Below are 25,480 nucleotides of genomic sequence, written 5' to 3'. Positions count from 1 at the left end.
AATGGTCGAGGTTGCAGGCTGAGCTCATGAAAGCGATACGCCTGCACGAATTCGGTCCGGCCGAGAACCTGCGCTACGAGACCGTCGCCGATCCCCTGCCGGAAGCCGGACAGGTCCGGATCGCCGTGGCCGCGGCGGGAATTCACCTGGTCGACACCCGTTTGCGCCGAGGCCTGCCGGGGCCCTATCCGCTGCCGCAGTTGCCGACGATCCCCGGTCGCGAAGTCGCAGGTGTGGTCGATCTGGTCGGTTCCGGCGCCGACCCGGATCTGCTGGGCGCTCGGGTCGTGACCCATCTGGGCGCGGCGCCGGGCGGCTACGCCGCACTGGCGGTCGCGGATGCGCAACGGCTGCACCGCATTCCGGACGCGCTGGAGGCGGCCGCGGCGGTGGCGATGATCGGCACGGGGCGCACCACCCTGGGCATCCTGGGATTCGCCGAGGTCGAGCCGGGACAGCTCGCGGTGGTGCCCGCCGCCGCAGGTGGGGTCGGCACACTGCTCGTGCAGTATCTGCGCGCCGCCGGGGTGACTGTCGTCGGCCTGGCCGGCAGCGCGGCCAAGGTCGCCACCGTCGCGGCCAACGGCGCCGACCTGGCCCTCGACTACACCGATCCGGCGTGGCCGGATGCGGTGCGGGCACGTTTCGGCGACCGGCCCGCGCACTGGGTCTTCGACGGAGTCGGCGGCGCGGCCGGCCGCGCGGCGGTCGAACTGCTCGCGCCCGGCGGCGCCCATCTCGTCTTCGGCTGGAGCGATGCCGCGGTGGAATTCGCCCCCGACGAGCTCGCGGCTCGCGGCATCACCTCACGGTCGGTGCTCGGTCCGGAGATGCTCGAACGTGGCGGCGGAATCGCGGCGCTGGAGACGCGGGCCCTGGCCGCGGCCGGCTCCGGGCGGTTGCGCCCAGCGGTGCACCGGTTCGCCCTCGCCGATGCCGCCGCCGCGCACCGGGCCCTCGAGGACCGCGCCACCGTCGGCAAGGTCGTCCTCGAGCCGTAACAGTCGGTAGCTGCCCGATTGCTGACGTAACCGATTCGTAGCCCTTCGCCTCGGTCGCGGCCCCTACGCTGGAGGTCGCGTCTCGTTCTCACGGCCCGCGACCGAGGCCGGCGGGCGCACGCAGAGGAGGTTCGTCCATGCCTGTGTGTACGACGCGCGACGAGGTCGAGATCTACTACAAGGATTGGGGTTCGGGCCGCCCGGTGGTCTTCATCCACGGCTGGCCGCTCAACGCCGACGCCTGGGACGATCAGTTGAAATACGTGGCGGACAACGGTTTTCGCGGTATCGCGCACGATCGCCGCGGACACGGGCGTTCGGCACAGCCGTGGAGCGGATACGACTTCGACACCTTCGCCGACGACCTGAACGATCTGCTCAGCCGGCTCGACCTGCGCGATGTCACGCTCGTGGCGCACTCCATGGGCGGCGGCGAACTGGCTCGCTACATCGGCCGCCACGGCACCGGACGGGTGCGCTCGGCGGTGTTGCTGTCGGCTATCCCGCCGCTGATGGCGCGCACCGAGGGCAACCCCGAAGGCGTGCCCGACGAGGTGTTCGATCAGATCAAGAAGGGCATCCTGACCGAACGTTCGCAGTTCTGGCGCGACACCTCCGAGGGCTTCTTCAGCGCCAACCGGCCGGGCACCAAGGCCACCCAGGGCAACCGCGACGCGTTCTGGTTCATGGCGATGCACGAGTCGATCGAGGCAGGGGTCCGCTGTGTCGATGCCTTCGCATACACCGATTTCACCGACGACCTGCAGAAATTCGATGTCCCCACGCTGATCGTGCACGGCGACGACGATCAGATCGTGCCCATCGACGCCACCGCACGCAAGGCGGCGAAGCTCATCCCCGATGCCACCCTCACCGTCTACGAGGGCGGTTCACACGGCATCGCCTTGGTGCCCGGGGACAAGGACCGTTTCAACGCCGACCTGCTGGCGTTCCTGCAGAGCTGACCGCGACTGCGCCGCCGCAGATCACCTCGCGCGGAAGCCGAGGGCCATCAGTCGCTGCATCGGGCCGCGGGTCAGATCCGTCCATGCCTGCAGCGGACCGCTCCACCACGGTGAGATCTCCACCGGTTTCGCGACGACGGCGTGACACACCAGATCCGCGGCCTCGGCGGCGGTCAGGCCCGGCATCGAACCGAAATCGGTCGGCGCGCTCATGCGCGTATGCACCAACGGCATGTAGATCGAGGTGGTGGTGACGCCGTCGGCCGCCACCTCGGTCGCGACCGTGCGCAGCCACTGGTCGAAGGCCGCCTTCGACGCACCGTAGGCGGCCCACCGCGGCACCGGCGGCATCCGCAGGCCCCAGGTGGAGATGTTGACGATGTGTCCGCGGCCGCGCTCCCGCATCGCCGGCAGCAGGGCCAGCAGCAATCGCACCGGGCCGAGATAGTTGATATCGATGGTCCGGGTGAAATCGTGGAAACGATCGTAGGACTGGTCGATCGAGCGCCGGATCGAACGGCCCGCGTTGTTGATCACGACATCCACCCGCCCGTGTGTGGCGAGGATGTCGCGGGCCAGCTCGTCCACCGCGTCCATATCGGTCAGGTCGGCGCTGTAGGTGTGCGCGATGCCGCCGCTCGCGGTGATCTCGTCGGCCGCGGCGTCCAGCTCGGCCGCCGAGCGCGCCACCATCACCACCACGGCTCCGGCGGCGGCGAATTTGGCGGCGGTGACCTTCCCGATGCCGTGCGAGGCGCCGGTCACCAGCACGACCCGGCCCGAGACGGCCTCGCGCAGCGCGGCGTCACGGGGACGCGAGGTGGGATACAACAGCCGCGTCGCGACCCGCTCGGCCAGCGGACGGCCCGGTGAGGCGGTATCTGTCACAGCCGAAACTGTATTGGGCCGCCTGCGCCGGCGGGCCGGAATCGTCACCGCGACCGGCAACCGGTCAGCGCGTTCCCGCCGCCGCGGAGGCGGTATCCACCGCGATCGCGCGCCGGCGCCGGCGGCCCGAGGTCGCCGCGGCGGTCACCGCCATCATGATCAGCAGTGCCGCACCCACCACCAGCGCGGTGTGCATCCCGGTGACGAACGAGCTCTGCGCGGCATGGATCACCGTGGGGTCGCCGCGATGACGCACGAGCGTCTCGCCGAGTGTGTCGGCGAAGCCGCCACCCGATCGGAACACCAGCGCCGCCAGCGAACCCAGCAGCGACAATCCCAGGGCGTTCCCCAGTTCGAAACTGGTTTCGGAGATGCCGACCGCCGATCCCGCGCGCTCGGCCGGAACCGAGGACACCGCGACCTCCGACACCAGGGTGAACACGATGCCGTAGCCGAGGCCCGCGATGGTGGATCCCGCGATGTACCAGCCGATTCCGCCGTCGACGCCGATACCGAGCAACAGCAGGTTGCCGACCGCGGCCGCACTCAACGCCAGCACGAACGAGCCGCGCGTGCCGAGCCGGCGCGCCACCCGCGCCCCGCCCATCGAGCATACGAACACCGCGATCGCCGCCGGAATACCCAGCAGCGCCGCACCCAGGACGTCGCGTCCGGCCACCGACTGCAGATACATGCTGGTCAGATAGCTCATGCCGGCCAGCGACATCATGCCCACCGTGGACGACCCGATCGCCACGCGGAACAGGCCGCGCCGGAACAGGCTCAGGTCCAGCAGCGGTTCGGCCAGCGTGCGCTGGCGTCGCACGAATGCCACCAAGACCGCGACACCGGCGAGTCCGAGCACCACCGAGACCACGTCGACACCCTCGGCCGCGGCCCGTTTCACCGCGTACACCAGCGGCAGGATGCCGCCGATGGACATGATCACGCTCACCGGGTCCAGCGGTCCGCGGCCGGCGGAGCGGTGTTCGGGCAGCAGCAGCGGTCCCAGCGCCAGCAGCACCAGCAGTACCGGCGTATTGATCAGGAAGATCGAACCCCACCAGAACTTGTGCAGCAGCAGGCCGCCGATCACCGGCCCCACCGCCGAACCGCCGGCGAAGAACGCCGTCCAGATGCCGATCGCGGTGCCGCGAGCCCGCGCCTCGGGGAACAGGCTCGAGATCAACGCCAGGCTCGACGGCAGCAGCGTCGCACCGCCGACACCCATCAGCGCGCGCGCCGCGATCAGCACGCCGGCGCTGGGCGCGAAGGCCGCCAGCAGCGAGGCGATGCCGAAAACCGTTGCGCCGGCGAGCAATATGTTGCGCCGGCCGATGCGGTCACCGAGATTGCCCATGGTGATCAGCAGCCCGGCGATCATGAATCCGTAGATGTCGAGAATCCACAGCTGCTGTTCGGCCGAGGGGTCCAGATGCTCGGTCAGCGTCGGCATCGCCAGGTACAGCACCGACATGTCCATCGACACCAGCAGCACCGGCAGGATCAACACCGCCAGACCCAGCCACGCCCGCCGGGGGGTTGCGCTCGGCGCGGTGTAGCCCGCCGCCGAGGTCTCAATGCCGACCATCACCTATCCTTCATCTCGTGCGTACGTCGTACGCGACCGGGGTACAGCGTACGCATCCAGCCGCAGAAAGGAAAGCGAGTTTCGATGCCGAAACCTTCCCACCCAGCCTCACCTGCGCCTTCGGGCTCCCCGGGCCCGTCTCAGCCCGAGCGGCTGACGCGGGCGGCGATCGTCGACACCGCCATCGCACTGGCGGATGCGGACGGCATCGACGGATTGTCCATGCGCCGCATCGCCGAGCGAATGGGCGTGGGCGCGATGTCGCTGTATCGGCACGTACCGAACAAGGACGCACTGCTGGCCGATATGACCGACGAGGTCGCGCGCCGCTACCCCTACCCCGCGCCGGAAGCGGGCTGGACCTGGCGTGACCGGGTACGCGCGGCCGCCGATATCGACTGGCAGCTCTACCGGCTACATCCATGGGTGCTGTTCACCTTCGCCGTGCCGCGCTACAACTTCGGCCCGCACAGCCTCGCGTGCCTGGGCTGGCTGACCGAAGGCCTGCTCGAACTGACCGACGATCGCCGCGAAGCCACCGCGATGGCCCTCGAGGTCTGGAGTTATATCGCCGGCATCGCTCTCCAGCAGGTCAGCGCCACCATCCTGGCCGCCCGCGAGGACGAGCACGACGAATCCTCCGGTCTGACGGCACTTCTCGAGGGCACCCCGCGCTGGCCGAGCCCGCCCGCGCTGGCGCCCCTGGAAGGCACCGGACTCGGCGATCTACTCGATCCGGTGCGGCAATTGCATTCAGGCCTGGCGGCGATGTGCGACGGTTTCGCCGCACGCCACGGCCGGCGCGGAGCTCAGTAGTACGACCGGCCCTGGATCCCCCCGGAGACCGACCAGACCTCCACGATCAGCCCGTCCTCGACGCGCAGGATATCGGTGCCGCTCACGGCGATCTCACCGTCCGCGACCGGTCGGCGCGAACCGTAGGGCCGCGCCACGGTCCCGGTACGGCGGTCGTCGATCTCGACGACCGCCTCGCCCTGGGTTTCGAATCGCTGACCGGGCGCGGCCGCGCGGAAGGCCGCGATCTGCCGCGCGAAGGTCTCCGGATCGTGGATGGCGTCGTAGGCCTCGGCGCCCGGCTGGGCATAGCGAAGTGTGAAGCGCGGGGCCATGATTCGGCTCGCGAGCTCGAGTTCCCCGTTCCACATCGCCGTCCACCGGTCGAAGAGTTCGATTCCGTATGCGCGCATATTCACTCCAATAGTCTCATTGATACGGTATTACGGATATGAAGCTATAGTCTCAGTGAGACCGTGTCAATGCCGTTCCGAATCGAGACGTGCCGAACCGAAAGCTGACGACCATGGCGGATCTGGGAGCGCAGGACCACATCGTGCTCGGGCTCATCGCCCGGCACGGCCCGCTCACCCCCTACGAACTCAAAGCGCGCATGGAGGAGAGCGTCGACTACTTCTGGCCGGTCCCGCATGCGCAGCTCTACCGCATTCCGGCCCGGCTGGCCGAGCGCGGGCTGCTGCACGAGGACGCCGAGGAGACCGGCCGCCGACGCCGGGTATTCCAGCTCACCGACGCCGGACGCGAGGCGTTACGCGCCTGGCTGGCCGATCCGGGGTGTCCGCCGCCGGAGACGCGTGATCCGGCACAGGTGAAACTGTTCTTCGCCGATCTCGGCGCACCCGAGGATGTGGTCGCCCTCGCGCGCCGCCAGGCCGCCGAGCACCGCCGCTGGCTCGACCGCTACCGCGCCCTGCACGCCGAGATCGACCCGGCCGACACCGTGCGCGCCCAATCCCGTTCCCGCATCCTGGAACTCGGCATCGGCCACGAACAGGCGTACGTGGATTTCTGGACCGAACTGGCCGACCGCCCCGACCGGGTCGGGCCCGGCGACTCGGCGCCGGTCAGCCGGTGACCACGGCGTAGGCGAATCCGTCCCACCCCTTACTGCCCACCGTCTGCAGCACGGTGGCCTCGAGCCGCGGCTCGTCGGCGAGCAGTCCCAGCGCTTCCCGGGCCCCGCGGACCGCGGGGTCGCCGGGATCGCCGTCGGCCAGGGCGCCGCGGCGCACGACATTGTCGACGATGATCACCGAACCGGGCCGGGTCAGCCGTAGGGCCCACCGCACATAGTTGGCGTTGTTGACCTTGTCGGCATCGATGAAGACCAGGTCGAAGGGCTCACCGTGATCCTCGGCGACTCCCGGCAAGGTGTCCAGCGCCGCGCCGACCCGGATCTCCACCCGCTCCCCCACACCCTTGCGATCGAGGTTGGCGCGGGCCACCTCGGCGTGGTGCGGATCGTATTCCAGCGTCACGACGCTGCCCTGCGGTCCCACCGCGCGCGCCAGCCACAGGGTGCTGAACCCGCCGAGCGTGCCGATCTCGAGGACACGCCGCGCCCCGGCCGACAGCGCGAGCAGATACAGGAATTTGCCCTGCGCCGGCGAGACGTCGATGGGCGGCAGGCCCGCCTCGGAATTCGCCTGCGCCACATCGGAATCGGCGTCTCCGATCAGAGTGTCCACGACATAGCGATCGACCGCGCCCCATTCGGCATTCGTCATATCGGCCAGTGTGCCACCGCGACCGCACCGGCGCAGCGCCGCCCACGGGCCCGGCGGCAGGGCGAGGTTCAGAACAGGAAGTAGCGCTGCGCCATCGGCAGCTCGGCGGCCGGCTGCTGATCCCACACCTCGCCGTCGATGCGCACGGTGAAGGTGTCCGGTTCCACCTCGATGCGCGGCATCGCGTCGTTGAGCGGCAGATCGCTCTTGGTCCGGCGGCGCACATCGGCCACCGGCACGAGCCTGCGGCGAACCTGCAGCCGCTCGGCGAGTCCGTCCTCGACGGCCTGCGGGGAGACGAAATGCAGCGACGTGCCCGCCGCCACCACCGGCGCGGCGCCGAACATCGGCCGCGGCAGCACCGGCTGCGGGGTCGGGATCGAGGCGTTGGCATCGCCCATCGCGGCCCAGGCGATCGCGCCGCCCTTGAGCACCGCGTGCGGGCGCACGCCGAAGAAGGCCGGCTCCCACAGCACCAGATCGGCCAATTTGCCGACTTCCACCGACCCGATCTCGTGGTCGAGGCCGTGCGTCACCGCCGGGCAGATCGTGTATTTCGCGATATAGCGGCGCACCCGATGGTTGTCGGCGGCCCCGTCACCGGGCAGTGCGCCGCGGCGGCGTTTCATCATGTGCGCCGTCTGCCAGGTCCGCATGACCACTTCCCCGATGCGGCCCATCGCCTGGGAATCGGAGCCGATCATCGAGATCGCGCCCAGATCGTGCAGCAGGTCCTCGGCGGCGATGGTGGAGGGCCGGATCCGGCTCTCGGCGAAGGCGAGATCCTCGGGCACGGCCGGATTGAGATGGTGACACACCATCAACATGTCCAGATGTTCGTCGAGCGTGTTGACCGTATGCGGGCGAGTCGGATTGGTCGAGCTGGGCATCACATTCGGGTGCGAGGCGACGGTGATGATATCCGGCGCGTGCCCGCCGCCGGCGCCCTCGGTGTGATACGAGTGGATGGCCCGCCCGGCGATCGCGGCGAGGGTGTCCTCCACGAATCCGGCCTCGTTGAGCGTATCGGAATGCAGCGCGACCTGGACTCCGGCGGCATCGGCCACCCGCAGGCAGGCATCGATCGCCGCCGGGGTGGTGCCCCAGTCCTCGTGCAGCTTGAATCCGCCCGCGCCGCCGCGCAATTGCTCCCACATAGCCTCGGGACGCACGGTATTACCCTTGCCCAGCAGCAGGATGTTGACCGGCCAGCCGTCGGTGGCCTCCAGCATGCGGCCCAGATGCCAGGCACCGGGAGTGACCGTGGTGGCCTTGGAGCCCTCGGCCGGCCCGGTTCCGCCGCCGATCAGGGTGGTGATACCGCCGCCGAGCGCCTCGTCGAGCAACTGCGGGCAGATGAAGTGCACGTGGCAGTCGATCGCGCCGGCGGTGAGGATGCGGCCGTTGCCGGCGATGATCTCCGTCGACGGGCCCACCACCAGATCCGGATGCACGCCGTCCATGGTTTCCGGATTACCGGCCTTGCCGATCGCGCAGATGCGGCCGTCACGAATACCGATGTCGGCCTTGATGATTCCCCAGTAGTCCACGATCACCGCCCCGGTGATCACGGTGTCCGGGGTGCCCTCGGCGCGGGTGGCGCGAGCTTGGCCCATCGATTCGCGCAAGACCTTGCCGCCGCCGAAGACGGCCTCGTCACCGGCCAGGCCGGGGCCGCCGCAGCGGTCTTCGGTGATCTCGATCAGAAGATCGGTGTCGGCCAGGCGAATTCGATCCCCGACCGTGGGGCCGAAGAGGGTGGCGTAATGAGCGCGGGACAGTTCCGCCATCAGTCGACCGGCCTTCCGTCCGTCTCGCCGGGCCGGTTCGTCACCGGGCCGAGCGGGCCCGGCGCATCCGGGCCGATCCCGTACACCTCGCGGCTGCCGCCCAGCGGCACCAGCGAAACACGCTGCGCCAGACCGGGTTCGAAGCGCACGGCCGTCCCCGCCGGGATGTCGAGGCGGCGGCCGTGTGCCGCGATCCGGTCGAAGTCGAGCGCGGTGTTGGCCTGCGGGAAGTGCACATGACTGCCCACCTGCACCGGCCGGTCGCCGGTGTTGACCACCTCGAGTTCGATCCGGTCGGCGCCGGCGTTGATCTCGATGGGGCCGGCGGCGAGCAGATACTCTCCCGGCACCGGGCCGTGGCCGCTCCCGGCGGATATCGCACTCATCGGTGCCCCTCAGCCGATCGGGTGATGCACGGTCACCAGTTTCGTGCCGTCGGGAAAGGTGGCCTCGACCTGGACGTCGGGGATCATCTCCGGCACACCCGCCATCACGTCGTCGCGGGTGAGCACGGCGCGGCCCGAGGACATCAACTCGGCGACGGTGCGGCCGTCGCGGGCGCCCTCCAGGACGTGGTCGGTGATGATCGCCACGGCTTCGGGATGGTTGAGTTTCAGCCCGCGCGCCTGCCGCCGCCGCGCCAGTTCGGCCGCGTAGCTGAGCATCAGCCGCTCCTGCTCGTGCGGTGACAGACGCACATCGCCTCCTCCGCTGCTCGGGCGTACGGTGCTCGATATCTTGGCACGGCCGTACCGGCTGCGCTCGTCGTCGGGTCGGCGCTCGGCTTCGGCGCTAGCTCTCGGCCGCACCCTGCGCGGTGAGGTTCTGCAGCCGAACCTGCCCGCGCGCGACCACCCGGTCCTGCTCGTCGGTGATCTGCACCTGCCACAGCTGCTGCGATCGGCCCTGGTGAATCGGGGTGGCGACACCGCGCAGGCTGCCCTCGCGGACCGCGCGCAGGAAGTCGGTGTTGTTGTTGACGCCGACCACATGCCCGCGGTCGCCGAACCAGACGCCGCCGCCGACACTGGCCAGGGTTTCGATGATCGTGCAGTACACCCCGCCGTTGACGATGCCTGCGGGCTGGTGCAGCTGCGGCGAGACCACCCACTCCCCGACCACGCGATCGGGCCCGACCTCGGTGTACTTCAGACCGATGAGGTCGGTGAAGGTCCCCTCGCTGTAGCGGGTCATCTGCTCGGGCGTGACATCCGCCAGGGAACGAGCCTCGAATCGGTCGTGCTGTGTCATAGAAAAACACTTACACCACCTGAGTACCGCCCGGTACGGCGGTGCCGCACGCCCGGGCGCGCACGGGCCCGGTAATCGGGCAGCACACCTGGTGATAACATGTGAAAATCGTTGTACCGCAGGGGTATACGCACTCACAGCGATCCGGCTACGGTTGTGATCACGGCGAACGCAACCCTCGCTCCCGCATCCGCGCGGCCCTACCGTGGCGGCCATGACAGCCGCATCGGACACTCCGCTCAACGACATCGTCGACGCCACCGCACAGGCCGTGGCCGGCGATCCGGCGAAGGCGCAGGTCCTGTTCTCCGCCGCCGGAATCGCGGAGGGCGCCGTCGGCAGCGCCGTCACGGCCGGCACCTACACGGTCCGGGTGGACGAGCCGGCCGCGCTGGGCGGCGCGGGTACGGCACCCAACCCGGTCGAGTTCTATCTCGCGGCGCTGATCTCCTGTCAGGTGGTGACCTACCGGTTCTGGGCGCAGCGGCTGGGCATCGTCGTCGACGATCTGCGCATCGACGCCGAGGGCGATCTCGACGTGCGCGGCTTCTTCGGCCTCGACGACACCGTGCGCGCCGGTTTCCAGCAGGTCCGGGTGACGGTGCATATCGACGGCCCGGAGCCGGCGCAGCGTTACGCTGAACTGCAGGCCGCCGTGGACGCCCACTGCCCGGTTCTCGACATCTCCACCGGGACGACGCCCGTGCTGACCACACTGATCACTTCCGAGTCGGAAAACTCCACAGTTTCCGCCTGATTCTTCGCGAATCGGGCATCCTAAGGGGCGGCGCACCGCCGCCTCATGCGCGACGACCCATCCCATCTACACCTTTTGGAGCTGAAACCCATGACCGACTCCGTCGAGCCGAACGATCCGGCGCAGAACTGGAGCTTCGAGACCAAGCAGGTTCACGTCGGCCAGATTCCCGACGGCACCACCAACGCTCGCGCGCTGCCCATCTACCAGACCACCTCCTACACCTTCCGCGACACCGATCACGCCGCGGCGCTGTTCGGTCTGGCCGAGCCCGGCAACATCTACACCCGCATCATGAACCCCACCCAGGACGCGGTCGAGCAGCGCATCGCCGCCCTCGAGGGCGGCGTGGCGGCGCTGCTGCTGTCCTCGGGCCAGGCCGCCGAAACCTTCGCGATCCTCAACATCGCGGGTGCCGGTGACCACATCGTGTCGAGTCCGCGCCTCTACGGCGGCACCTACAACCTGTTCCACTACACGCTGCCGAAGCTGGGCATCGAGGTGTCGTTCGTCGAAGATCCCGACGATCTGGATCAGTGGCGCGCCGCGATCCGCCCGAACACCAAGGCGATCTACGGCGAGACGGTGTCCAACCCGCAGAACCACATCCTGGATCTGCCGGGCCTGGCCGAGGTCGCGCACGCCGCCGGTGTGCCGTTCATCGTGGACAACACCGTGCCGACCCCGTATCTGATCCAGCCGCTGAAGCACGGTGCCGACATCGTTGTGCACTCGGCGACGAAGTACCTCGGCGGCCACGGTGCGGCGATCGCCGGCGTGATCGTCGACGGTGGCACGTTCGACTGGACGGTGACCGACGAGCAGGGCAACTCGCGCTTCCCCGGCTTCACCACCCCGGATCCCAGCTACCACGGCGCGGTCTTCGCCGATCTGGGTGCGCCGGCCTACGCGCTGAAGGCGCGGGTGCAGTTGCTGCGCGACCTGGGTTCCGCGGTGGCGCCGTTCAACGCGTTCCTGATCGCCCAGGGTCTCGAGACGCTGAGCCTGCGGGTGGAGCGGCACGTCTCCAACGCGCAGGCGGTCGCTGAATTCCTCACCGAGCGGCCGGAAGTCACCAGCGTCTTCTACGCGGGTCTGCCCTCGTCGCCGTGGTACGAGCGCGGCCGCGAACTGGCGCCCAAGGGCACCAGCGCGATCGTCGGCTTCGAACTGGCGGGCGGTGTGGACGCGGGCAAGAAGTTCGTCGACGCGCTGACCCTGCACAGCCATGTCGCCAATATCGGCGATGTGCGGTCGCTGGTCATCCACCCGGCCTCGACCACGCATTCGCAGTTGACTCCCGAGGAGCAGCTGGCCGCGGGTGTGACGCCGGGCCTGGTCCGGCTCGCGGTGGGCATCGAGGGGATCGAGGACATCCTCGCCGACCTGCGGACCGGTTTCGCCGCCACGCACTAGTTCTCACCGATGCCCGGTTCGCCGCCACCGTGCGGCGGGCCGGGCATCGCCATGTCCGCGAAACACGCACCGGCGCATCGGGATTCGTGTGCGGACGTTCGGAAACGACGCGGCGGGCCCCTCCGTGACGAAGGGCCCGCCGCGGGCAGTGGATCAGGGAGTCGACCGCAGCCCTCGGGACTCTCGCTCGATCCGGACGCCGAGGTGAGTGTAGGTCAGCCTTACCTAACCAAGCAAGAGCGACGCACCGGCAACCCGCGATCGGCCAGCGCCAGCAGCAGCGCCTGCCCTCGCTCGGTCCCGGCATCCGCGCCGGTCCGCGCCAGTTCCGGCACGCAGGTGGCCGCGCCGACGATGGATTCGCCCACCAGATTCCAGAATCGCGCCCGGCTCAGCCCGGCACAGCGGTACAGGCTCTCGCACACCAGCGTCAGCGCCGCCTCACAGCGATGCGCCAGCCACACCGACAGCGCCCGATCACACGGCAGCGTCACCACCCCCGGGCGTCCGGCCAGCGGATCACCCGCCACCACGCGAATCGTCGTGTCGGACAGGCCCGCCCAGTCCAGCCCGCCGTCGTTGTCGGTGTGCACCCACAGATTCTCGAGCCCGGGATCCCAGGCCCGGTTGTCGCAGACCGCCAGCGCGACCACCCGGCCGACGACGGCATGGATCAGCGCGGTGGCGACCACCTCGGCGGCGATCCCGGGACTGACCATCTCCGCCGCGTGCCGGCGATACATCAGCTCGATGCGCCCTTCGCGCGCTCCGTCGGCCAGTCGCCACCAGCGGCGGCGCCCCTGTTCGGCCATGGCCGCCATGGCGTAGACCCGCGGATGACCGGGCTGCAGCGCGCGCAGCCGGACGCAGATCTGTTCGAACGCCGGCTCGAGACGGCGAGCCGGGAAAATCGTCACTGGTTCGGACATCGAACCCCCTCAACGTTCGGCATTACGGTCGACAACGGAAGATAGGTTAGGCTTACCAGACTTGTCCGGCGACGGGTCGCCGCGCAAGTGCCCGATCGCCATGAAACGCGTCACCCAGGAGTCGTTCGCCGCCGTGTCCGCCGCAGTCATCACCCCCCGTCGCCGCGCGACCGGCCTGGCACTCCTGGCCGGGGTGCTGCTGCTCGCCGTCGTCGCCGGACTCGCCGTCGGCGCGAAATCCCTGTCCCCGGCCGAGATCTGGCATGCCGTCTCGTGTCCGGACGGTGTGCCGTTCACCTGCCCCGCGGACGGGCAGGCCGATCGGATCGTGCGCGAATTGCGTTTGCCGCGAACGGTTCTCGTGCTGCTCACCGGCGCCGCGCTCGGAATCGCCGGTGCGTTGATCCAGGGCTACACCCGCAATCCGCTCGCCGATGCCGGATTGCTGGGACTCAACGCGGGCGCGGCGTTCCTGGCAGCGCTCGGCATCCATCTGTTCGCGCTCACCCAGCCGAGCCAGTACATCTGGTTCGCCTTCGCCGGGGCGCTGGCCGCCGGTGTGGTCGTATTCGGCGCGGCGGCGACCGGCGGCAGCCGATCGACCCCGTTGACGCTGGTCCTGGCCGGTGCGGCGGTCACCGCACTGCTGCAGGCGCTGACCAACGCCGTGATCCTGCTCGATCCGGCCGCGCTGGACACCTACCGCTTCTGGGTGGTCGGCACGCCGGCCGGACACGAACCCGCGGTGGCGGCCCAGGTGGCGCCGTTCATCCTCGCCGGAGCGGTGCTGGCGATCCTGGCCGCGCCCGGACTCAACGCCATCGGACTCGGCGAGGACGTGGCGCGCGGACTCGGGGTGAACATCGCGCGCAACCGGGCGATCGGGCTCACCGCGGTGGTGCTGCTGACCGGTGCCGCGACGGCCGCGGTCGGACCGATCGCTTTTCTCGGATTGGTCGTTCCGCATCTGGGCCGCATGATCACCGGCCCGGATCACCGCTGGCTGATTCCGTATTCGGCACTGCTCGGCGCGATCGTGCTGCTGCTGGCCGATGTCGTCGGCCGGGTGATCGCACCGCCCGGGGAGTTGCAGGCCGGTATCGTGCTGGCCGCGATCGGCGCCCCCTGTTTCATCGCCCTGGTGCGCCGGCGGAAGGTGGCCGAACTGTGAACGCGCGCAGCGATGTCCGCACCACCGATGCCGCGGGCACGGAATCGAACACCGAGACGGCGTCCGGCTCCGTCGGCGATTCGAGGAGCGCTCCCAACGTGGGCCGATCCGGCGCAGAGCTGACCCAGGTCCGCCCGGCGGTGCGAATCGCCGGAATGTCTGCGGTACTTCGTCTTTCGATGCTGCTGACGCTGCTCGCTCTCGCCGCGGCGATCGTGGTGCTGTTCGTGGTGGACATCTCCGTCGGCGACTATCACATCGCGCTCGGGCGGGTGCTGGACGTGCTGACCGGCGGCGGGACCCGCTCGCAGCGCTATGTCGTCATGGAATCGCGATTGCCGCGAGCAGTGACCGCGCTGGTGGCCGGGGCGGCGCTCGGCATCGCGGGCGCGATCACCCAGTCGATCCTGCACAATCCGCTGGCGAGTCCCGACGTCCTCGGTATCACCTCCGGAGCGAGCTTCGCCGCGGTGGCGGTCCTGGCCGGAGTGGGCGGTACCGCCACCGGAATCGTGGCGTCGCTGGGTGTTCCGCTCGCGGCGCTCGCGGGCGGGCTGGCCACCGCCGCGCTCATCGGTGTTCTCGCGCTGGGGCGCAACAGCGGCGGCGACAGCGGGCTGAGCGGCATGCGATTCATCCTCATCGGTATCGGGGTCAACGCGCTGCTGCTGGCCGGTATCAACTGGCTCGTCACCCGGGCGAGCCTCGACGACGCCACCCGGGCGCAACTGTGGCTCACCGGCTCGCTCAACGGCGCGAACTGGAATCGGACCGCGGCCGCGGCGGCCGGACTCGTCGTCGTGGTCGCCATCGCGGCGGGCTCGGCGCGCACCCTCGCCGCGTTGCGCTTCGGTTCCGACACCACCCGTGCGCTCGGTGTGCGTGTGCAGACCCAGCAGTTGGTGCTGATCGGCGCCGCCGTGGCGGCGGCCGCGCTGGCCACCGCGGCGGTCGGCCCGCTGGGCTTCGTCGGATTGGCCGCCCCGCAGATCGCGCGCCGGCTGCTGCGCACTCCCGGCGAGCCCGTGATCGGTTCGGCCCTGACCGGCGCGCTGATCGTGGTCGCCGCCGATGTCGCGGCCCGCACCGTCGTACCGGTCGATCTGCCGGTCGGCCTGGTCACCGCCGCGTTCGGCGGACCGTTCCTGCTGTTGCTGCTGATACGCGTGAACCGGAAGGCGACATTGTGAGCACCCGAACCCCGCACCGGAGCACCCGCCACGACGATGCGCACCGCCTCACCGCGGAGGACGTCACCCTCGGCTACGGCGGCCGCGTCATCGTCGACGGCCTCAGCGTCGATATCGAGCCCGGCCTCATCACCACGGTGATCGGGCCGAACGGCTGCGGCAAATCCACGCTTCTGCGCGGGCTGGGCCGGCTGCTGCGACCGAACGCGGGCCGAGTCCTGTTGGACGGCAAGGCGATCGCCACCATGAAAACCCGCGACGTCGCCCGCATCGTCGGCATGTTGCCGCAGACCCCGGTCGCGCCGGAAGGCCTGACCGTGGCCGATCTGGTCGCGCGCGGCCGCCATCCGCATCAGTCCTGGCTGCGCCAGTGGTCGGCCGACGACGAAGCCGAGGTCGCGCACGCCCTCGCTCAGACCGGCGTGGCGGAGCTGGCCGACCGCACCCTCGACGAACTGTCGGGCGGGCAGCGCCAGCGGGCGTGGATTTCCATGGCGCTGGCCCAGGGCACCGATATCCTGCTGCTCGACGAGCCCACCACCTATCTGGATCTGGCCCACTCGCTGGAGGTTCTCGACCTCGTCGACCGGCTGCACGATGATCTGGGCCGGACCGTGGTCATGGTGTTGCACGATCTGAACCTGGCCATCCGCTACAGCGACCGGCTGATCGTCATGCGCGAGGGCCGCATCGTCGCCCAGGGCGCGCCGGGTGCGGTGATCGACACCGAACTGTTGCGCACCGTCTTCGGCCTGCGTGCCGAGGTGCACACCGATCCGGTGTCGGAGCGCCCGATGATCGTGCCGATCGGCGCACGACACGTGATCGGCGCGGCTGGCGGACCCCGTCCGGCCGATTCCGAGCCGAGTTCCCCGACGCCCCTATGAAAAATCCCACACAGCTACCGACCGGTTACGACGAACTGTAGTACGCATTTGTGTCGTTGCCTCCGTAAGCTGGAGGGATGGCAGGTCTTGGTGAACTCGAGAAAGCGGTCATGGACCAGTTGTGGTCGGCCGATGAACCGCAGACGGTACGGCAGGTCCACGAAGCCCTCGCCGCGCGCCGCGAGCTCGCGTACACCACGGTGATGACGGTGCTACAGCGGCTGGCGAAGAAGAATCTGGTCGTGCAGCAGCGCGACGACCGGGCACATCGATACGCGCCCGTGCACACGCGCGACGAACTCGTGGCCAGTCTGATGGTCGACGCGCTGCAGCAGGCCGACGAAGTCGGTTCCCGGCGCGCCGCGCTCGTGCACTTCGTCGAACAGGTCGGAAAGGATGAGGCTGCCGCACTCCGGGATGCACTCGCTAAGCTCGAAGCAACCGAGACCGCGCGCAACCCGTCCGAGGACGAGAACACCGCGTCCGACGACAACGGAGTCGCCCCGCCGCAGTAGCTGCGTGGTGCTCTCCGGCGCCGCGATCTCGGGCCCCTGGCCCCACAACGCAGTGAGCTGAGTATGAACGCAACCGCGCCGGTCTTCGCCGGTCTCGCCTTGCTTCTCGCGGGACCGGTCCCGGCTCTGCTCAGCCGAGCCACCTGGCCGTACCGAACACCCCGCGCGGCGCTGGTGTTGTGGCAGGCGGTCGCGCTGGCGGCGGTGCTGTCGGCGTTCGGATCCGGGCTGGCCATCGCCAGCCTGCTGCTCGTCCCGGGACCCGACGGCCGCCCCACCACGTCCCCGACCAAGGAGATCGACGCGCTCGGTCTGGGGCTCTGGCTGATCTACGTCGTCGTCTTCGCGCTGACCCTGCTGGTCGGCGCGCGCCTGATCTACGCCTCGATCCGGGTCGGCGTGCACACCCGCCGCCGCCGCGCCCGGCACCGGATGCTGGTCGACCTGCTCGACCAGGGTGGCGACCCGAACCACGGCGATCTGATCGCGACCTCGCCGCTGGCCGGTACCCGGGCCGCGGATATCCGTGTCCTCGCCGCCGCCGAACCCATCGCCTACTGCCTGCCCGGTCTACGCCAGCGCGTGGTGCTGAGCCAGGGAACGTTCGCGAATCTGTCGAAGTCCGAGCTGACCGCGATCGTGAGCCATGAGCGTTCGCATCTGCGGGCGCGCCACGACCTGGTGCTGGAGGCGTTCACCGCCGCGCACGAGGCGTTCCCGCGGGTGGTGCGCAGCAAATCCGCGCTGGATTCGGTCAAACTGCTGATCGAACTGCTCGCCGACGATTCCGCCGTCAAGGTCACCGGCCCGACACCGCTGGCTCGCGCCCTGGTGACCTGCTCGAATTCCACCGCCCCGCAGGGAGCCATGGCCGCCGGCGGGCCGACGACGCTCATCCGGATCCAACGCCTGACCGGTCCGCTCGGCGATCTGCGCATCGCGACCGCGGCCTATGCGACGGCCGCGGCGATCCTGGTGGTCCCGACCCTCGCGGTAGCGATTCCGTGGCTGGTCGAATTGAACCGGTTGCTGCGTGCCTGAGCGACGGCGTTCACCGGAAGCTCGCGGCCGGCAGTCGAACAACCGCGGGGACAAGCCCTTCGGACGCGGCGGCCCTCGGGGCGCGCGATCCTCGGACGGTTCCGGGCGGACCGCGGGCGGTCGTCCGACCGGCGAGCGCAAGGAACGATCGGACCGCACGCCGGGCACCGGAGACCGGGCGCCGAAGGACGGTCGCGATACCGAACTGTCGACCTCATCTCCCGGCAGCCACGCTTCTCGCGGTCCGGCCGAGTTCGCAGGTCCCGGATTCGCGGAACTCGGCCTGCCGGTCGAACTGGTCCAGGCATTGCGCCGCAGCCGTCTCCAGACCGCCTTTCCCATTCAGGCCGCGGCGATTCCGGATGTGCTCGCCGGTCGCGATGTGCTGGGACGCGCGGCCACCGGTTCCGGCAAGACCCTGGCCTTCGGCCTGCCGATGCTGGTCCGGCTGCGGCGCGGAGCGTCGGCACCACGTCGTCCTCGGGCACTCGTACTCGCGCCGACCCGCGAGCTGGCCGCGCAGATCGAGGCAGCCCTCGACGAGCCGGCGCTGTCGCTGGGCCTGCGAGTGGCGACCGCCGTCGGTGGCGTACCGATCAAACGGCAAGCCGATCGCCTCGCCCGCGGCGTGGACCTGCTGGTCGCGACCCCCGGCCGGCTCACCGACCTCATCGACCAGGGCACTGTCGGCCTGGACGCGGTCCGTGTGGTCGCGGTCGACGAGGCCGACCACATGGCCGAACTGGGCTTCATCGACCAGATCCGCGCGATCCTCGACCGCCTGTCCACCGACACCCAGCACCTGCTCTTCTCGGCAACCCTGGACGCCGCCGTCGACACGCTGGTCGACACTTATCTGAACGACCCCGTCCGCCACGACGTGACGACGACCGCGGCACGGCGCGCCACCGGGGACGCGGCGCTCGCGCCGGGCGCGCCCGAAACCGGCACGGATTCCGGGACGTCCGGGCGGCCGGCCGGATCGGCACAAGGACGAGGCGGACGAGCATCTCGGCCCGAATTCCACTCCGAGGCAAGCGATTCGGCGGCTGCGCCCGAGACGGCCGACGCTCCGACTGCCGGTGCGGACACGGTGTACTCGGCCCGCGAAGCCCCTGAACCACACGAGAATTCGCCGCACCTCACGGTCGGCGCCGGCCGGAAAGACCGGACAGGATCGCCGAGCTTGCCGACGAGGTGGACCGCCGACCGCCCTCCGGCCGACAGCGCCGGTAGCCCGCGCACCGGCAACGAGTTCGGTGGGTACTCCCCTTCCGGCACAGCCGAGGTCGCCCACTACCTCGTACAGGTGCGAGCATCCGACAAGCGCGCCGTGGTCACGGAGATCGCCGCACGGGACGGGCGCACCCTGCTGTTCGTGCGCACCAAGTACGGCGCGGACAAACTCGCGCGGCGGCTGCGGGAGGTGGGCGTCGGAGCCGTCGCGCTGCACGGCGGGCTGAGTCAGGCGCAACGCACCCGCACCCTGGCGGCCTTCTCCTCCGGAGCGGCACCGGTGCTGGTCGCCACCGATGTGGCCGCGCGCGGTATCCACGTCGACGACGTCACGCTGGTGGTCCATGTCGACCCCGCCGCCGACGCCAAGGACTATCTGCATCGCTCCGGCCGCACGGGCCGCGCCGGCGCAACCGGAACAATCATCACGATCAGCACCGATGCGGGCACCGAAACCGTGCTCCGCGACGCCGCGGTGCCATTCGAGGAGCTGCGCGTGCGGTCGGGCGACTCCCGGCTCACCGACGTGGCCGGGGCCCGCCCGCCGACCGGACGCCCCGTCCCGGATCCGGCCGCCGCCCCCTCTCAGGCGGCCGACACGCAAGAAGCCGACACACGCGCAAGGCCCCGGCGAAATACCCGGCCGCCACACTCCCGCAACCGCCGCGCCAACTGAATCACCTACCGGGACAACCCCACCTATCGACGCGGCAGCGTGCCAACCACCGACGTCGGTCCCGGTTTCCGACTACGACTTGCAGAGAACGGCTTTCGACCGTGCAGCGTCACTGCGTCGTCAGCCCTTCGAAATACCTTCCACCACAGCGGATTTCACCGCATCGGCGCCCGACCCGTCCTTCAGGTCCACGCCGGATCGTCCCAGCGCACGCGCACCCGCGACCAGACCCGCGACCACCGCCGCGGCCTGCCGATACCCCAGGCCCTCGGGCGGGTGGATATTCGACACACAGTTGCGTTCGGCATCGGTGCGGCCCGGGCGGGGGTGGTGGGTGAGGTAGATGCCGAGACTGTCGGCCACCGACAGGCCGGGACGTTCGCCGATCAGCACCAGCACGGTACGCGCGCCGAGAGCGGCACCGAGATGATCGCCGATCGCCACCCGCGCCTGGGTCGCGATCACCGGTGGGGCCAGCGCGTAGTGCGGAGCGAGTTCGTCGACGAGGGCGGCGAGCAGATCCGGGCCGTGTGTGGCGAGCGCACGCGGCGACAAACCGTCGGCCAGCACGAATCCCACGTCGAAGGCGCTGGGCGACACGGTGTTTCGTATCGCTGAGGAGTCCTCGGGTTCTCGCCCGAGATCGGGCCGGCGTAGATATTCCGCGCGGTCACGCGCCCGGCTGCGCACCCGGATCGGCATCCCGATGCCCACCGCGGTGACACGTTCGCACAACGCGTTCACGTCCACGGACATGTGCACGGCATCGCGCGCCACCGAATGCGCCGCCCGGAACTCCAGCACCCGCGCGGTGGGCAGCGCGTCACCGGTCCGCCCCAGTCCGATGCGTGCCTGCGTCACCCCACGCAATTCCCGCCAGAACGGCTCGCTGTCCGCACTTGCTCGACCGGCATCGCGCGCCCGCCCGGCTCCCGCGCGGCCCTCATCGCCGGCGCTCATCGCCCCCGCCTCCATTGTTGTGGCACCCTCCCCCACCACACATCCACCGGGCGCATACCCGTTTTCGGCGTTCGCCCGGTCCGCACTCGCCGGGCCCGCACTCGCACGCCCCGCGCCCCCCTTCTCCGCATCGGCCGCACTCACGCCGTCGGCGCCGACGCTATGCGCACGCCCTGTCGCCGCCCCGGCATCGGCCGCTCTCGTCCCGCCCACAATCGATCCCGCCGCACGTGCCCGGCCCCCACCCCGATGCTCCGCGCTCATCGGGGACCCGCCAGTTCCCGCAGCGGCGAGCTCAGCGGTTCCACCGCGGCGATACCGCCCGCCGCGTCCAGCATGCCCAGCCCCGCCAGCCACTGCTCGAACTCGGGCGCGGGGGCGAGTCCCAGCAGCCGGCGCACGTACAGCGCGTCGTGGAAGCTCAGGCTCTGGTAGCCGAGCATCACGTCGTCGGCGCCGGGCACGGCGATCACGAACGCGACGCCGGCCGCGCCGAGCAGCGTCAGCAGGGTGTCCATATCGTCTTGGTCGGCCTCGGCGTGGTTGGTGTAGCAGACGTCGACGCCCATCGGCAGGCCGAGCAGTTTGCCGCAGAAGTGATCTTCGAGCCCGGCCCGCACGATCTGTTTGCCGTCGTACAGATATTCCGGGCCGATGAACCCGACGACCGTGTTGACCAGTAACGGCTCCAGTTCCCGCGCGACCGCGTATGCCCGCGCCTCGAGCGTCTGCTGATCGACGGGCCTGCCGCCGGTACCGAGATGCGCGCCCGCCGACAGCGCCGAACCCTGCCCGGTTTCCAGATACATCACATTGTCGCCGACGGTTCCGCGACCCAGCGACCGTCCGGCGGCGTTCGCCTCGCGCAGCAGCGACAGATTCACCCCGAAACTCGCATTCGCCGCCTCGGTCCCCGCGACCGACTGAAAGACCAGATCCACGGGCGCCCCGGCCTCGATCAGCCCCAGTGTGGTGGTCACATGGGCGAGCACGCAGGACTGGACCGGGATGTCGAATCGGGTCCGCACGTCGTCGAGCAGCGTCAGCAGCTCGGCGGCGGCTCGCGGCGAGTCGGTCGCCGGATTCACGCCGATCACCGCATCCCCACAGCCGAGCAGCAATCCGTCGAGTACCGCCGCGGCGATTCCGCGCGGATCGTCGGTGGGGTGATTCGGCTGCAACCGGGTGGCCAGCCGCCCCGGCAGTCCGATGGTGGTGCGGAAACCGGAGCGCACCTCGGCGGCCCGCGCGACCGCGATCAGATCCTGATTGCGCATCAGTTTGCTCACCGCCGCCACCATCTCCGGTGTCAAACCCGCTGCCACGGAACGCAATACCGCTGCCGGCGGTTCCGGCTCCGATCCGGCGGCCACCGCGAGCAGCCAGTCCCGCAGCCCGCCGACGGACAGGTGCGCGATCGTCGCGAAGGCGTCACGATCATGGTTGTCGAGAATCAACCGGGTGATCTCGTCGGTCTCGTACGGCACCACCGGATCGTTCAGGAATTCGCGCAGCGGCACCTCGGCCAGCGCCCATTGCGCCGCGGCCCGCTCCGCGTCCGAACTCGCCGCGCACCCGGCCAGTTCGTCGCCGCTGCGCAGCGGTGTCGCCTTCGCCAGCAGGTCGACCAGCCCGTCGAAGGCGTAGGTCCGGCCGTGGAGGGTCTGCTGATACCGCGTCATCGGGTCTCCTCCGGATACGCGCGTCCTGTCCACCCTCACCGCCGGTGGTGGCTGCCAGCGTACCGCCGCGCCCGCACCCTGCGATGTCCGTTATGTCCCAACACGTTACGATCGGGTAAGCACTCCGACACCACGGGGAGGCGCGCATGACCGAACGCAAACCGGCGGGCATGGGATTCGAATCCTGGATCGACAAGCAGATCCGCGAGGCGACCGAGCGCGGCGAATTCGACAATCTGGCCGGCACCGGCAAACCCCTGCCCGGCATGGGCGAGCCGTACGACGAGAACTGGTGGCTGCACAACTACCTGCGCCGGGAGGGGGTCGGCGGTGAGGCGCTGCTGCCGACCTCGCTGACGCTGCGCCGCGATCTGGAGCGGTTACCCGAGCGGGTCGCGGAGATGGGCTCCGAGGCCGAGGTCCGCGCCTACGTCTCCGAGCTCAACATGCGCATCGTGGAATGGATCCGGATGCCGCACGGACCGCACGTCCGCCTCGCCCCCGCGCGAGCCGACGAGGTCGTCGCGCGCTGGCGCGCCGACCGGCGCATCCGGCAACGGCCGATCTCCGGGAGCGGAAAACCCTCTCCCGCAACCACTTCCACGCGGGTTCGGGACAGCCGCCCGCCGTGGTGGCGCCGACTGCTCCGCCGCGACCGCCCCGGCGCCGCCTAATCCTGCGAAGGCTGATCCTGCGAAGGCGGGAATCCGCCGGTGGCGACCGGCCCCCACCGCTGTACCTCGATCCGGATCAAGGATTTGTTCTGCCGCGCCATCGCCGCGCGATAGTCGTCCCAATCCGGATGCTCACCCGCGATGCAGCGGTAGTAGTCCACCAGTCCGTCCAGCGCTTCGGGCATGTCGAGCACCTCGGCGCGCCCGTCGATCTGGACGTAGGGACCGTCCCAGTCGTCGGACAGCACACAGATCGACACCTGCGGGTCGCGCCGGATGTTGCGGGTCTTGGCCCGTCCGGGATAGGTGGAGATCACGATCCGGCCCGCGTCGTCGACGCCGCAGGTCACCGGTGACATCTGCGGGGCGCCGTCGGCGCGCGTGGTCACCAGGACGCCGCGATGGCGCGCGCGGGCGAAGTCGAGCAGTTCGGTCCGGTCGACCTCGGTGGCGGTCGCGATCCGTGGCATGGGCGATCCTTTCTCGACGGTCCTCTCGCACCCACCCTGCCATGATCGATTCCCCTACAATGGCCGGAGTGCAGTTTCTCCCAGGACACACGCCGCCGTACGACCTCACCTACGACGATCTGTTTCTCGTACCCAATCGCACCGATGTGTCGTCGCGGTTCGATGTGGACCTGTCCACCAGCGACGGAACCGGCACCACCATCCCGATCGTGGTCGCGAACATGACCGCGGTCGCCGGGCGCCGCATGGCCGAAACGGTCGCGCGCCGCGGCGGCATCGTGGTGCTGCCGCAGGATCTGCCGATCACCGCGGCCGCCGACACCATCTCCTTCGTGAAGAGCCGTTCGCTCACCGCCGACACGCCCGTCACGCTCGGGCCGGATCATTCGGTCTCGGACGCGCTGGCGCTGATCCACAAGCGCGCCCACCGCGCCGTGGTGATCGTCGAGAACGACAAGCCGGTCGGTGTCGTCACCGAAGCGGCCTGCGCCGATGTGGACCGGTTCGCGCGGCTGCGCACCGTCGCCGACGCCGATTTCGTCAGCGCGGCCGCCACGGCCTCGCCGCGCGAGATCTTCGACCGGCTCGAGGCCGCCCATGCCGGTCTCGCGGTGCTGGTCCACGACGACGGCACCCTCGCCGGTGTCGTGACCCGCACCGGCGCCGTCCGCGACGGGATCTACACCCCCGCCGTGGACCGTCACGGCACACTGCGGATCGCGGCCGCGGTCGGGGTGAACGGCGATATTCCGGGGAAGGCGAAGGCTCTGGTCGACGCCGGCGCCGACGTCCTGGTCATCGACACCGCCCACGGACATCAGGAGAAGATGCTCGAGGCGCTGCGCGCGGTCGCCGATCTGAAACTGGGTGTGCCGCTGGTGGCCGGCAATGTGGTGTCCGCCGCCGGAACCCGTGACCTGGCCGAGGCGGGGGCCGACATCGTCAAGGTCGGCGTGGGCCCGGGCGCCATGTGCACCACCCGCATGATGACCGGCGTCGGCCGCCCGCAGTTCTCCGCGGTCGCCGAATGTGCCGCGGCGGCAAAGGATCTCGGCGTGCACATCTGGGCCGACGGCGGGGTCCGCCATCCCCGCGACGTGGCGCTGGCACTGGCCGCGGGCGCGTCGAACGTGATGATCGGCTCCTGGTTCGCCGGAACCTACGAATCGCCCGGCGATCTGCGCGTCGACCGCGACGGCAACGCCTACAAGGAGAGCTTCGGCATGGCCTCCAAGCGCGCCGTGGCCGCCCGCACCGCCGCCGACAGCGGATTCGATCGCGCGCGCAAGGCGCTGTTCGAAGAGGGCATCTCCTCCTCGCGGATGCGGCTGGATCCCGAACGCCCCGGCGTCGAGGACCTCATCGACCACATCTGCTCGGGCGTACGCAGCGCCTGCACCTACGCCGGGGCCCGCACGCTCGCCGAACTGCACGAGAAGGCCGTGCTCGGCGTGCAGTCGGCCGCCGGTTTCGCGGAAGGACGGCCACTGCCCTCGGGCTGGTGATCCCTACCCACGGGCTGGTTTCGCCTTCCTCAGGTTGGTGACGCCGGTCGGCGACTCCCGCCCATGGGGTGTGAACACGTGCCGTCCGGATCGGTGACCCTGCACACGCTCGGCCGGCGCGAGCGGTCCAGGACTGTTCCACCACCTGCGGCATCGGAAAATTTCACCCGCCGCACCGCAGGCGCCCCGGCGCGATCGTGGCGGCGGCACGCCGTGCCGCTCGGTCGCCGCGAGGATCCCGGTAACATAGGCTGTGCCGACCGGCGGACCTCCGCCGACCGGCATTGCGTTGTTGTTCGGCTCGTCCACTTGCGAAAGGAACCAGTTGTCACCCGCGTCCGA

The 25,480-nt window shown here is 70.0% G+C and carries 26 protein-coding genes; 14 read left to right on the top strand and 12 right to left on the bottom strand.

Features of this window, described 5'->3' with window-relative positions; all coding sequences use genetic code 11:
- Both ON23_RS11045 and ON23_RS11040 read left to right on the top strand, forming a co-directional pair.
- A partial coding sequence (locus ON23_RS11045) for a zinc-binding dehydrogenase (protein WP_245555932.1) occupies positions 1 to 1,001 on the top strand: 1,001 nt, incomplete at its 5' end.
- 137 nt (positions 1,002 to 1,138) lie between these two features.
- Positions 1,139 to 1,966: an alpha/beta fold hydrolase gene (locus ON23_RS11040; protein ID WP_039777979.1), complete on the top strand. Its 828-nt coding sequence runs from the start codon at positions 1,139 to 1,141 to the stop codon at positions 1,964 to 1,966.
- Between the two features lie 21 nt (positions 1,967 to 1,987).
- Here ON23_RS11040 and ON23_RS11035 read toward each other — a convergent pair whose 3' ends face one another.
- Positions 1,988 to 2,854, bottom strand: coding sequence for an SDR family NAD(P)-dependent oxidoreductase (locus tag ON23_RS11035; protein WP_245555931.1), 867 nt, complete (start codon positions 2,852 to 2,854; stop codon positions 1,988 to 1,990).
- A gap of 64 nt (positions 2,855 to 2,918) precedes the next feature.
- The gene (locus ON23_RS11030) at positions 2,919 to 4,445 is read right to left on the bottom strand and encodes an MFS transporter (RefSeq protein ID WP_051042384.1); all 1,527 of its coding nucleotides are present in this window, start codon (positions 4,443 to 4,445) and stop codon (positions 2,919 to 2,921) included.
- A gap of 84 nt (positions 4,446 to 4,529) precedes the next feature.
- On the opposite strand from ON23_RS11030, the gene ON23_RS11025 reads away from it, so the two are divergent.
- On the top strand, positions 4,530 to 5,261 hold the full coding sequence (locus ON23_RS11025; protein ID WP_083903834.1) for a TetR/AcrR family transcriptional regulator: 732 nt from the start codon (positions 4,530 to 4,532) through the stop codon (positions 5,259 to 5,261).
- On the opposite strand, the gene ON23_RS11020 is transcribed toward ON23_RS11025, so the two are convergent.
- On the bottom strand, positions 5,255 to 5,653 hold the full coding sequence (locus ON23_RS11020) for a nuclear transport factor 2 family protein (protein ID WP_210743221.1): 399 nt from the start codon (positions 5,651 to 5,653) through the stop codon (positions 5,255 to 5,257). The two genes, ON23_RS11025 and ON23_RS11020, sit on opposite strands and share 7 nt — an antisense overlap.
- Before the next feature lie 113 nt (positions 5,654 to 5,766).
- Between ON23_RS11020 and ON23_RS11015 the strand changes: the two genes are divergently transcribed.
- Positions 5,767 to 6,336 carry a PadR family transcriptional regulator gene (locus ON23_RS11015; RefSeq protein WP_039777977.1) on the top strand — a complete coding sequence of 190 codons (570 nt, stop codon included), beginning with the start codon at positions 5,767 to 5,769 and terminating at the stop codon, positions 6,334 to 6,336.
- Here ON23_RS11015 and ON23_RS11010 read toward each other — a convergent pair.
- The 5 genes from ON23_RS11010 to ON23_RS10990 all read right to left on the bottom strand — a co-directional run bounded on the left by ON23_RS11010 (position 6,326) and on the right by ON23_RS10990 (position 10,029).
- Positions 6,326 to 6,988, bottom strand: a complete 663-nt coding sequence (locus tag ON23_RS11010) for an O-methyltransferase (protein ID WP_039777976.1) — start codon at positions 6,986 to 6,988, stop codon at positions 6,326 to 6,328. The genes ON23_RS11015 and ON23_RS11010 overlap by 11 nt on opposite strands.
- 68 nt (positions 6,989 to 7,056) lie before the next feature.
- Entirely contained in the window at positions 7,057 to 8,778 is a 1,722-nt protein-coding gene (locus ON23_RS11005) for an urease subunit alpha (protein WP_039777975.1), read from the bottom strand.
- Positions 8,778 to 9,164, bottom strand: a complete 387-nt coding sequence (locus ON23_RS11000) for an urease subunit beta (RefSeq protein ID WP_051042383.1) — start codon at positions 9,162 to 9,164, stop codon at positions 8,778 to 8,780. Before ON23_RS11000 ends, ON23_RS11005 begins: the two co-directional genes overlap by 1 nt.
- Positions 9,165 to 9,173: 9 nt before the next feature.
- Entirely contained in the window at positions 9,174 to 9,476 is a 303-nt protein-coding gene (locus ON23_RS10995) for an urease subunit gamma (protein WP_039777974.1), read from the bottom strand.
- A 94-nt stretch (positions 9,477 to 9,570) separates the two neighbouring features.
- Positions 9,571 to 10,029: a PaaI family thioesterase gene (locus ON23_RS10990; RefSeq protein WP_210743222.1), complete on the bottom strand. Its 459-nt coding sequence runs from the start codon at positions 10,027 to 10,029 to the stop codon at positions 9,571 to 9,573.
- Between the two features lie 214 nt (positions 10,030 to 10,243).
- On the opposite strand from ON23_RS10990, the gene ON23_RS10985 reads away from it, so the two are divergent.
- Together ON23_RS10985 and ON23_RS10980 are read left to right on the top strand one after the other, a co-directional pair.
- Positions 10,244 to 10,786, top strand: a complete 543-nt coding sequence (locus ON23_RS10985; protein ID WP_039777973.1) for an OsmC family protein — start codon at positions 10,244 to 10,246, stop codon at positions 10,784 to 10,786.
- 90 nt (positions 10,787 to 10,876) lie between these two features.
- Complete coding sequence (locus ON23_RS10980; RefSeq protein WP_039777972.1) at positions 10,877 to 12,202, top strand: bifunctional o-acetylhomoserine/o-acetylserine sulfhydrylase; 1,326 nt, start codon at positions 10,877 to 10,879, stop codon at positions 12,200 to 12,202.
- A gap of 221 nt (positions 12,203 to 12,423) precedes the next feature.
- On the opposite strand, the gene ON23_RS10975 is transcribed toward ON23_RS10980, so the two are convergent.
- Complete coding sequence (locus ON23_RS10975) at positions 12,424 to 13,131, bottom strand: hypothetical protein (protein ID WP_039777971.1); 708 nt, start codon at positions 13,129 to 13,131, stop codon at positions 12,424 to 12,426.
- Positions 13,132 to 13,231: 100 nt separating this feature from the next.
- Here ON23_RS10975 and ON23_RS10970 point away from each other — a divergent pair, with 100 nt between their 5' ends.
- The 6 genes from ON23_RS10970 (at position 13,232) to ON23_RS39205 (ending at position 19,847) form a co-directional block, all read left to right on the top strand.
- On the top strand, positions 13,232 to 14,302 hold the full coding sequence (locus ON23_RS10970) for a FecCD family ABC transporter permease (RefSeq protein ID WP_051042388.1): 1,071 nt from the start codon (positions 13,232 to 13,234) through the stop codon (positions 14,300 to 14,302).
- 155 nt (positions 14,303 to 14,457) lie between these two features.
- On the top strand, positions 14,458 to 15,492 hold the full coding sequence (locus ON23_RS10965; protein ID WP_083903837.1) for a FecCD family ABC transporter permease: 1,035 nt from the start codon (positions 14,458 to 14,460) through the stop codon (positions 15,490 to 15,492).
- Positions 15,489 to 16,379 carry an ABC transporter ATP-binding protein gene (locus ON23_RS10960; RefSeq protein ID WP_039777970.1) on the top strand — a complete coding sequence of 297 codons (891 nt, stop codon included), beginning with the start codon at positions 15,489 to 15,491 and terminating at the stop codon, positions 16,377 to 16,379. The genes ON23_RS10965 and ON23_RS10960 overlap by 4 nt, the downstream gene beginning before the upstream one ends.
- Positions 16,380 to 16,456: 77 nt before the next feature.
- Positions 16,457 to 16,894, top strand: a complete 438-nt coding sequence (locus ON23_RS10955) for a BlaI/MecI/CopY family transcriptional regulator (RefSeq protein ID WP_051024559.1) — start codon at positions 16,457 to 16,459, stop codon at positions 16,892 to 16,894.
- A gap of 63 nt (positions 16,895 to 16,957) precedes the next feature.
- Positions 16,958 to 17,935: a M56 family metallopeptidase gene (locus ON23_RS10950; protein WP_039777969.1), complete on the top strand. Its 978-nt coding sequence runs from the start codon at positions 16,958 to 16,960 to the stop codon at positions 17,933 to 17,935.
- Entirely contained in the window at positions 17,928 to 19,847 is a 1,920-nt protein-coding gene (locus ON23_RS39205) for a DEAD/DEAH box helicase (protein ID WP_373282183.1), read from the top strand. The genes ON23_RS10950 and ON23_RS39205 overlap by 8 nt, the downstream gene beginning before the upstream one ends.
- Positions 19,848 to 19,967: 120 nt before the next feature.
- Here the strand turns inward: ON23_RS39205 and eutC are convergent, their stop codons facing one another.
- Positions 19,968 to 20,807 carry an ethanolamine ammonia-lyase subunit EutC gene (gene eutC / locus ON23_RS10935; RefSeq protein ID WP_083903835.1) on the bottom strand — a complete coding sequence of 280 codons (840 nt, stop codon included), beginning with the start codon at positions 20,805 to 20,807 and terminating at the stop codon, positions 19,968 to 19,970.
- Positions 20,808 to 21,067: 260 nt separating this feature from the next.
- Positions 21,068 to 22,489 carry an ethanolamine ammonia-lyase subunit EutB gene (locus ON23_RS10930; RefSeq protein WP_039777967.1) on the bottom strand — a complete coding sequence of 474 codons (1,422 nt, stop codon included), beginning with the start codon at positions 22,487 to 22,489 and terminating at the stop codon, positions 21,068 to 21,070.
- Between the two features lie 146 nt (positions 22,490 to 22,635).
- Here ON23_RS10930 and ON23_RS10925 point away from each other — a divergent pair, with 146 nt between their 5' ends.
- On the top strand, positions 22,636 to 23,163 hold the full coding sequence (locus ON23_RS10925) for a DnaJ family domain-containing protein (RefSeq protein ID WP_039777964.1): 528 nt from the start codon (positions 22,636 to 22,638) through the stop codon (positions 23,161 to 23,163).
- On the opposite strand, the gene ON23_RS10920 is transcribed toward ON23_RS10925, so the two are convergent.
- Positions 23,160 to 23,633: a PPOX class F420-dependent oxidoreductase gene (locus ON23_RS10920; RefSeq protein ID WP_039777963.1), complete on the bottom strand. Its 474-nt coding sequence runs from the start codon at positions 23,631 to 23,633 to the stop codon at positions 23,160 to 23,162. The two genes, ON23_RS10925 and ON23_RS10920, sit on opposite strands and share 4 nt — an antisense overlap.
- 68 nt (positions 23,634 to 23,701) lie before the next feature.
- Here ON23_RS10920 and ON23_RS10915 point away from each other — a divergent pair, with 68 nt between their 5' ends.
- Positions 23,702 to 25,138 (top strand): GuaB1 family IMP dehydrogenase-related protein, encoded by a 1,437-nt coding sequence (locus tag ON23_RS10915; protein WP_039777986.1) that lies wholly within the window; start codon positions 23,702 to 23,704, stop codon positions 25,136 to 25,138.
- Positions 25,139 to 25,480: the final 342 nt, after the last annotated feature.

Origin of the sequence: Nocardia cerradoensis NBRC 101014 (assembly GCF_000308535.1) — a bacterium.
Lineage (GTDB): Bacteria > Actinomycetota > Actinomycetes > Mycobacteriales > Mycobacteriaceae > Nocardia > Nocardia cerradoensis.
This window is presented reverse-complemented; position numbering and strand designations above follow the sequence as displayed.

Coding starts and splice junctions, on each gene's coding strand:
- ON23_RS11040 (WP_039777979.1), top strand. CDS start 1,139: ATGCCTGTGTGTACGACGCGCGACGAGGTCGAGATCTACTACAAGGAT.
- ON23_RS11030 (WP_051042384.1), bottom strand. CDS start 4,445: ATGGTCGGCATTGAGACCTCGGCGGCGGGCTACACCGCGCCGAGCGCA.
- ON23_RS11025 (WP_083903834.1), top strand. CDS start 4,530: ATGCCGAAACCTTCCCACCCAGCCTCACCTGCGCCTTCGGGCTCCCCG.
- ON23_RS11020 (WP_210743221.1), bottom strand. CDS start 5,653: ATGCGCGCATACGGAATCGAACTCTTCGACCGGTGGACGGCGATGTGG.
- ON23_RS11015 (WP_039777977.1), top strand. CDS start 5,767: ATGGCGGATCTGGGAGCGCAGGACCACATCGTGCTCGGGCTCATCGCC.
- ON23_RS11010 (WP_039777976.1), bottom strand. CDS start 6,988: ATGACGAATGCCGAATGGGGCGCGGTCGATCGCTATGTCGTGGACACT.
- ON23_RS11005 (WP_039777975.1), bottom strand. CDS start 8,778: ATGGCGGAACTGTCCCGCGCTCATTACGCCACCCTCTTCGGCCCCACG.
- ON23_RS11000 (WP_051042383.1), bottom strand. CDS start 9,164: ATGAGTGCGATATCCGCCGGGAGCGGCCACGGCCCGGTGCCGGGAGAG.
- ON23_RS10990 (WP_210743222.1), bottom strand. CDS start 10,029: ATGACACAGCACGACCGATTCGAGGCTCGTTCCCTGGCGGATGTCACG.
- ON23_RS10985 (WP_039777973.1), top strand. CDS start 10,244: ATGACAGCCGCATCGGACACTCCGCTCAACGACATCGTCGACGCCACC.
- ON23_RS10980 (WP_039777972.1), top strand. CDS start 10,877: ATGACCGACTCCGTCGAGCCGAACGATCCGGCGCAGAACTGGAGCTTC.
- ON23_RS10975 (WP_039777971.1), bottom strand. CDS start 13,131: ATGTCCGAACCAGTGACGATTTTCCCGGCTCGCCGTCTCGAGCCGGCG.
- ON23_RS10970 (WP_051042388.1), top strand. CDS start 13,232: ATGAAACGCGTCACCCAGGAGTCGTTCGCCGCCGTGTCCGCCGCAGTC.
- ON23_RS10965 (WP_083903837.1), top strand. CDS start 14,458: ATGTCTGCGGTACTTCGTCTTTCGATGCTGCTGACGCTGCTCGCTCTC.
- ON23_RS10955 (WP_051024559.1), top strand. CDS start 16,457: ATGGCAGGTCTTGGTGAACTCGAGAAAGCGGTCATGGACCAGTTGTGG.
- ON23_RS10950 (WP_039777969.1), top strand. CDS start 16,958: ATGAACGCAACCGCGCCGGTCTTCGCCGGTCTCGCCTTGCTTCTCGCG.
- eutC (WP_083903835.1), bottom strand. CDS start 20,807: ATGAGCGCCGGCGATGAGGGCCGCGCGGGAGCCGGGCGGGCGCGCGAT.
- ON23_RS10930 (WP_039777967.1), bottom strand. CDS start 22,489: ATGACGCGGTATCAGCAGACCCTCCACGGCCGGACCTACGCCTTCGAC.
- ON23_RS10925 (WP_039777964.1), top strand. CDS start 22,636: ATGACCGAACGCAAACCGGCGGGCATGGGATTCGAATCCTGGATCGAC.
- ON23_RS10920 (WP_039777963.1), bottom strand. CDS start 23,633: ATGCCACGGATCGCGACCGCCACCGAGGTCGACCGGACCGAACTGCTC.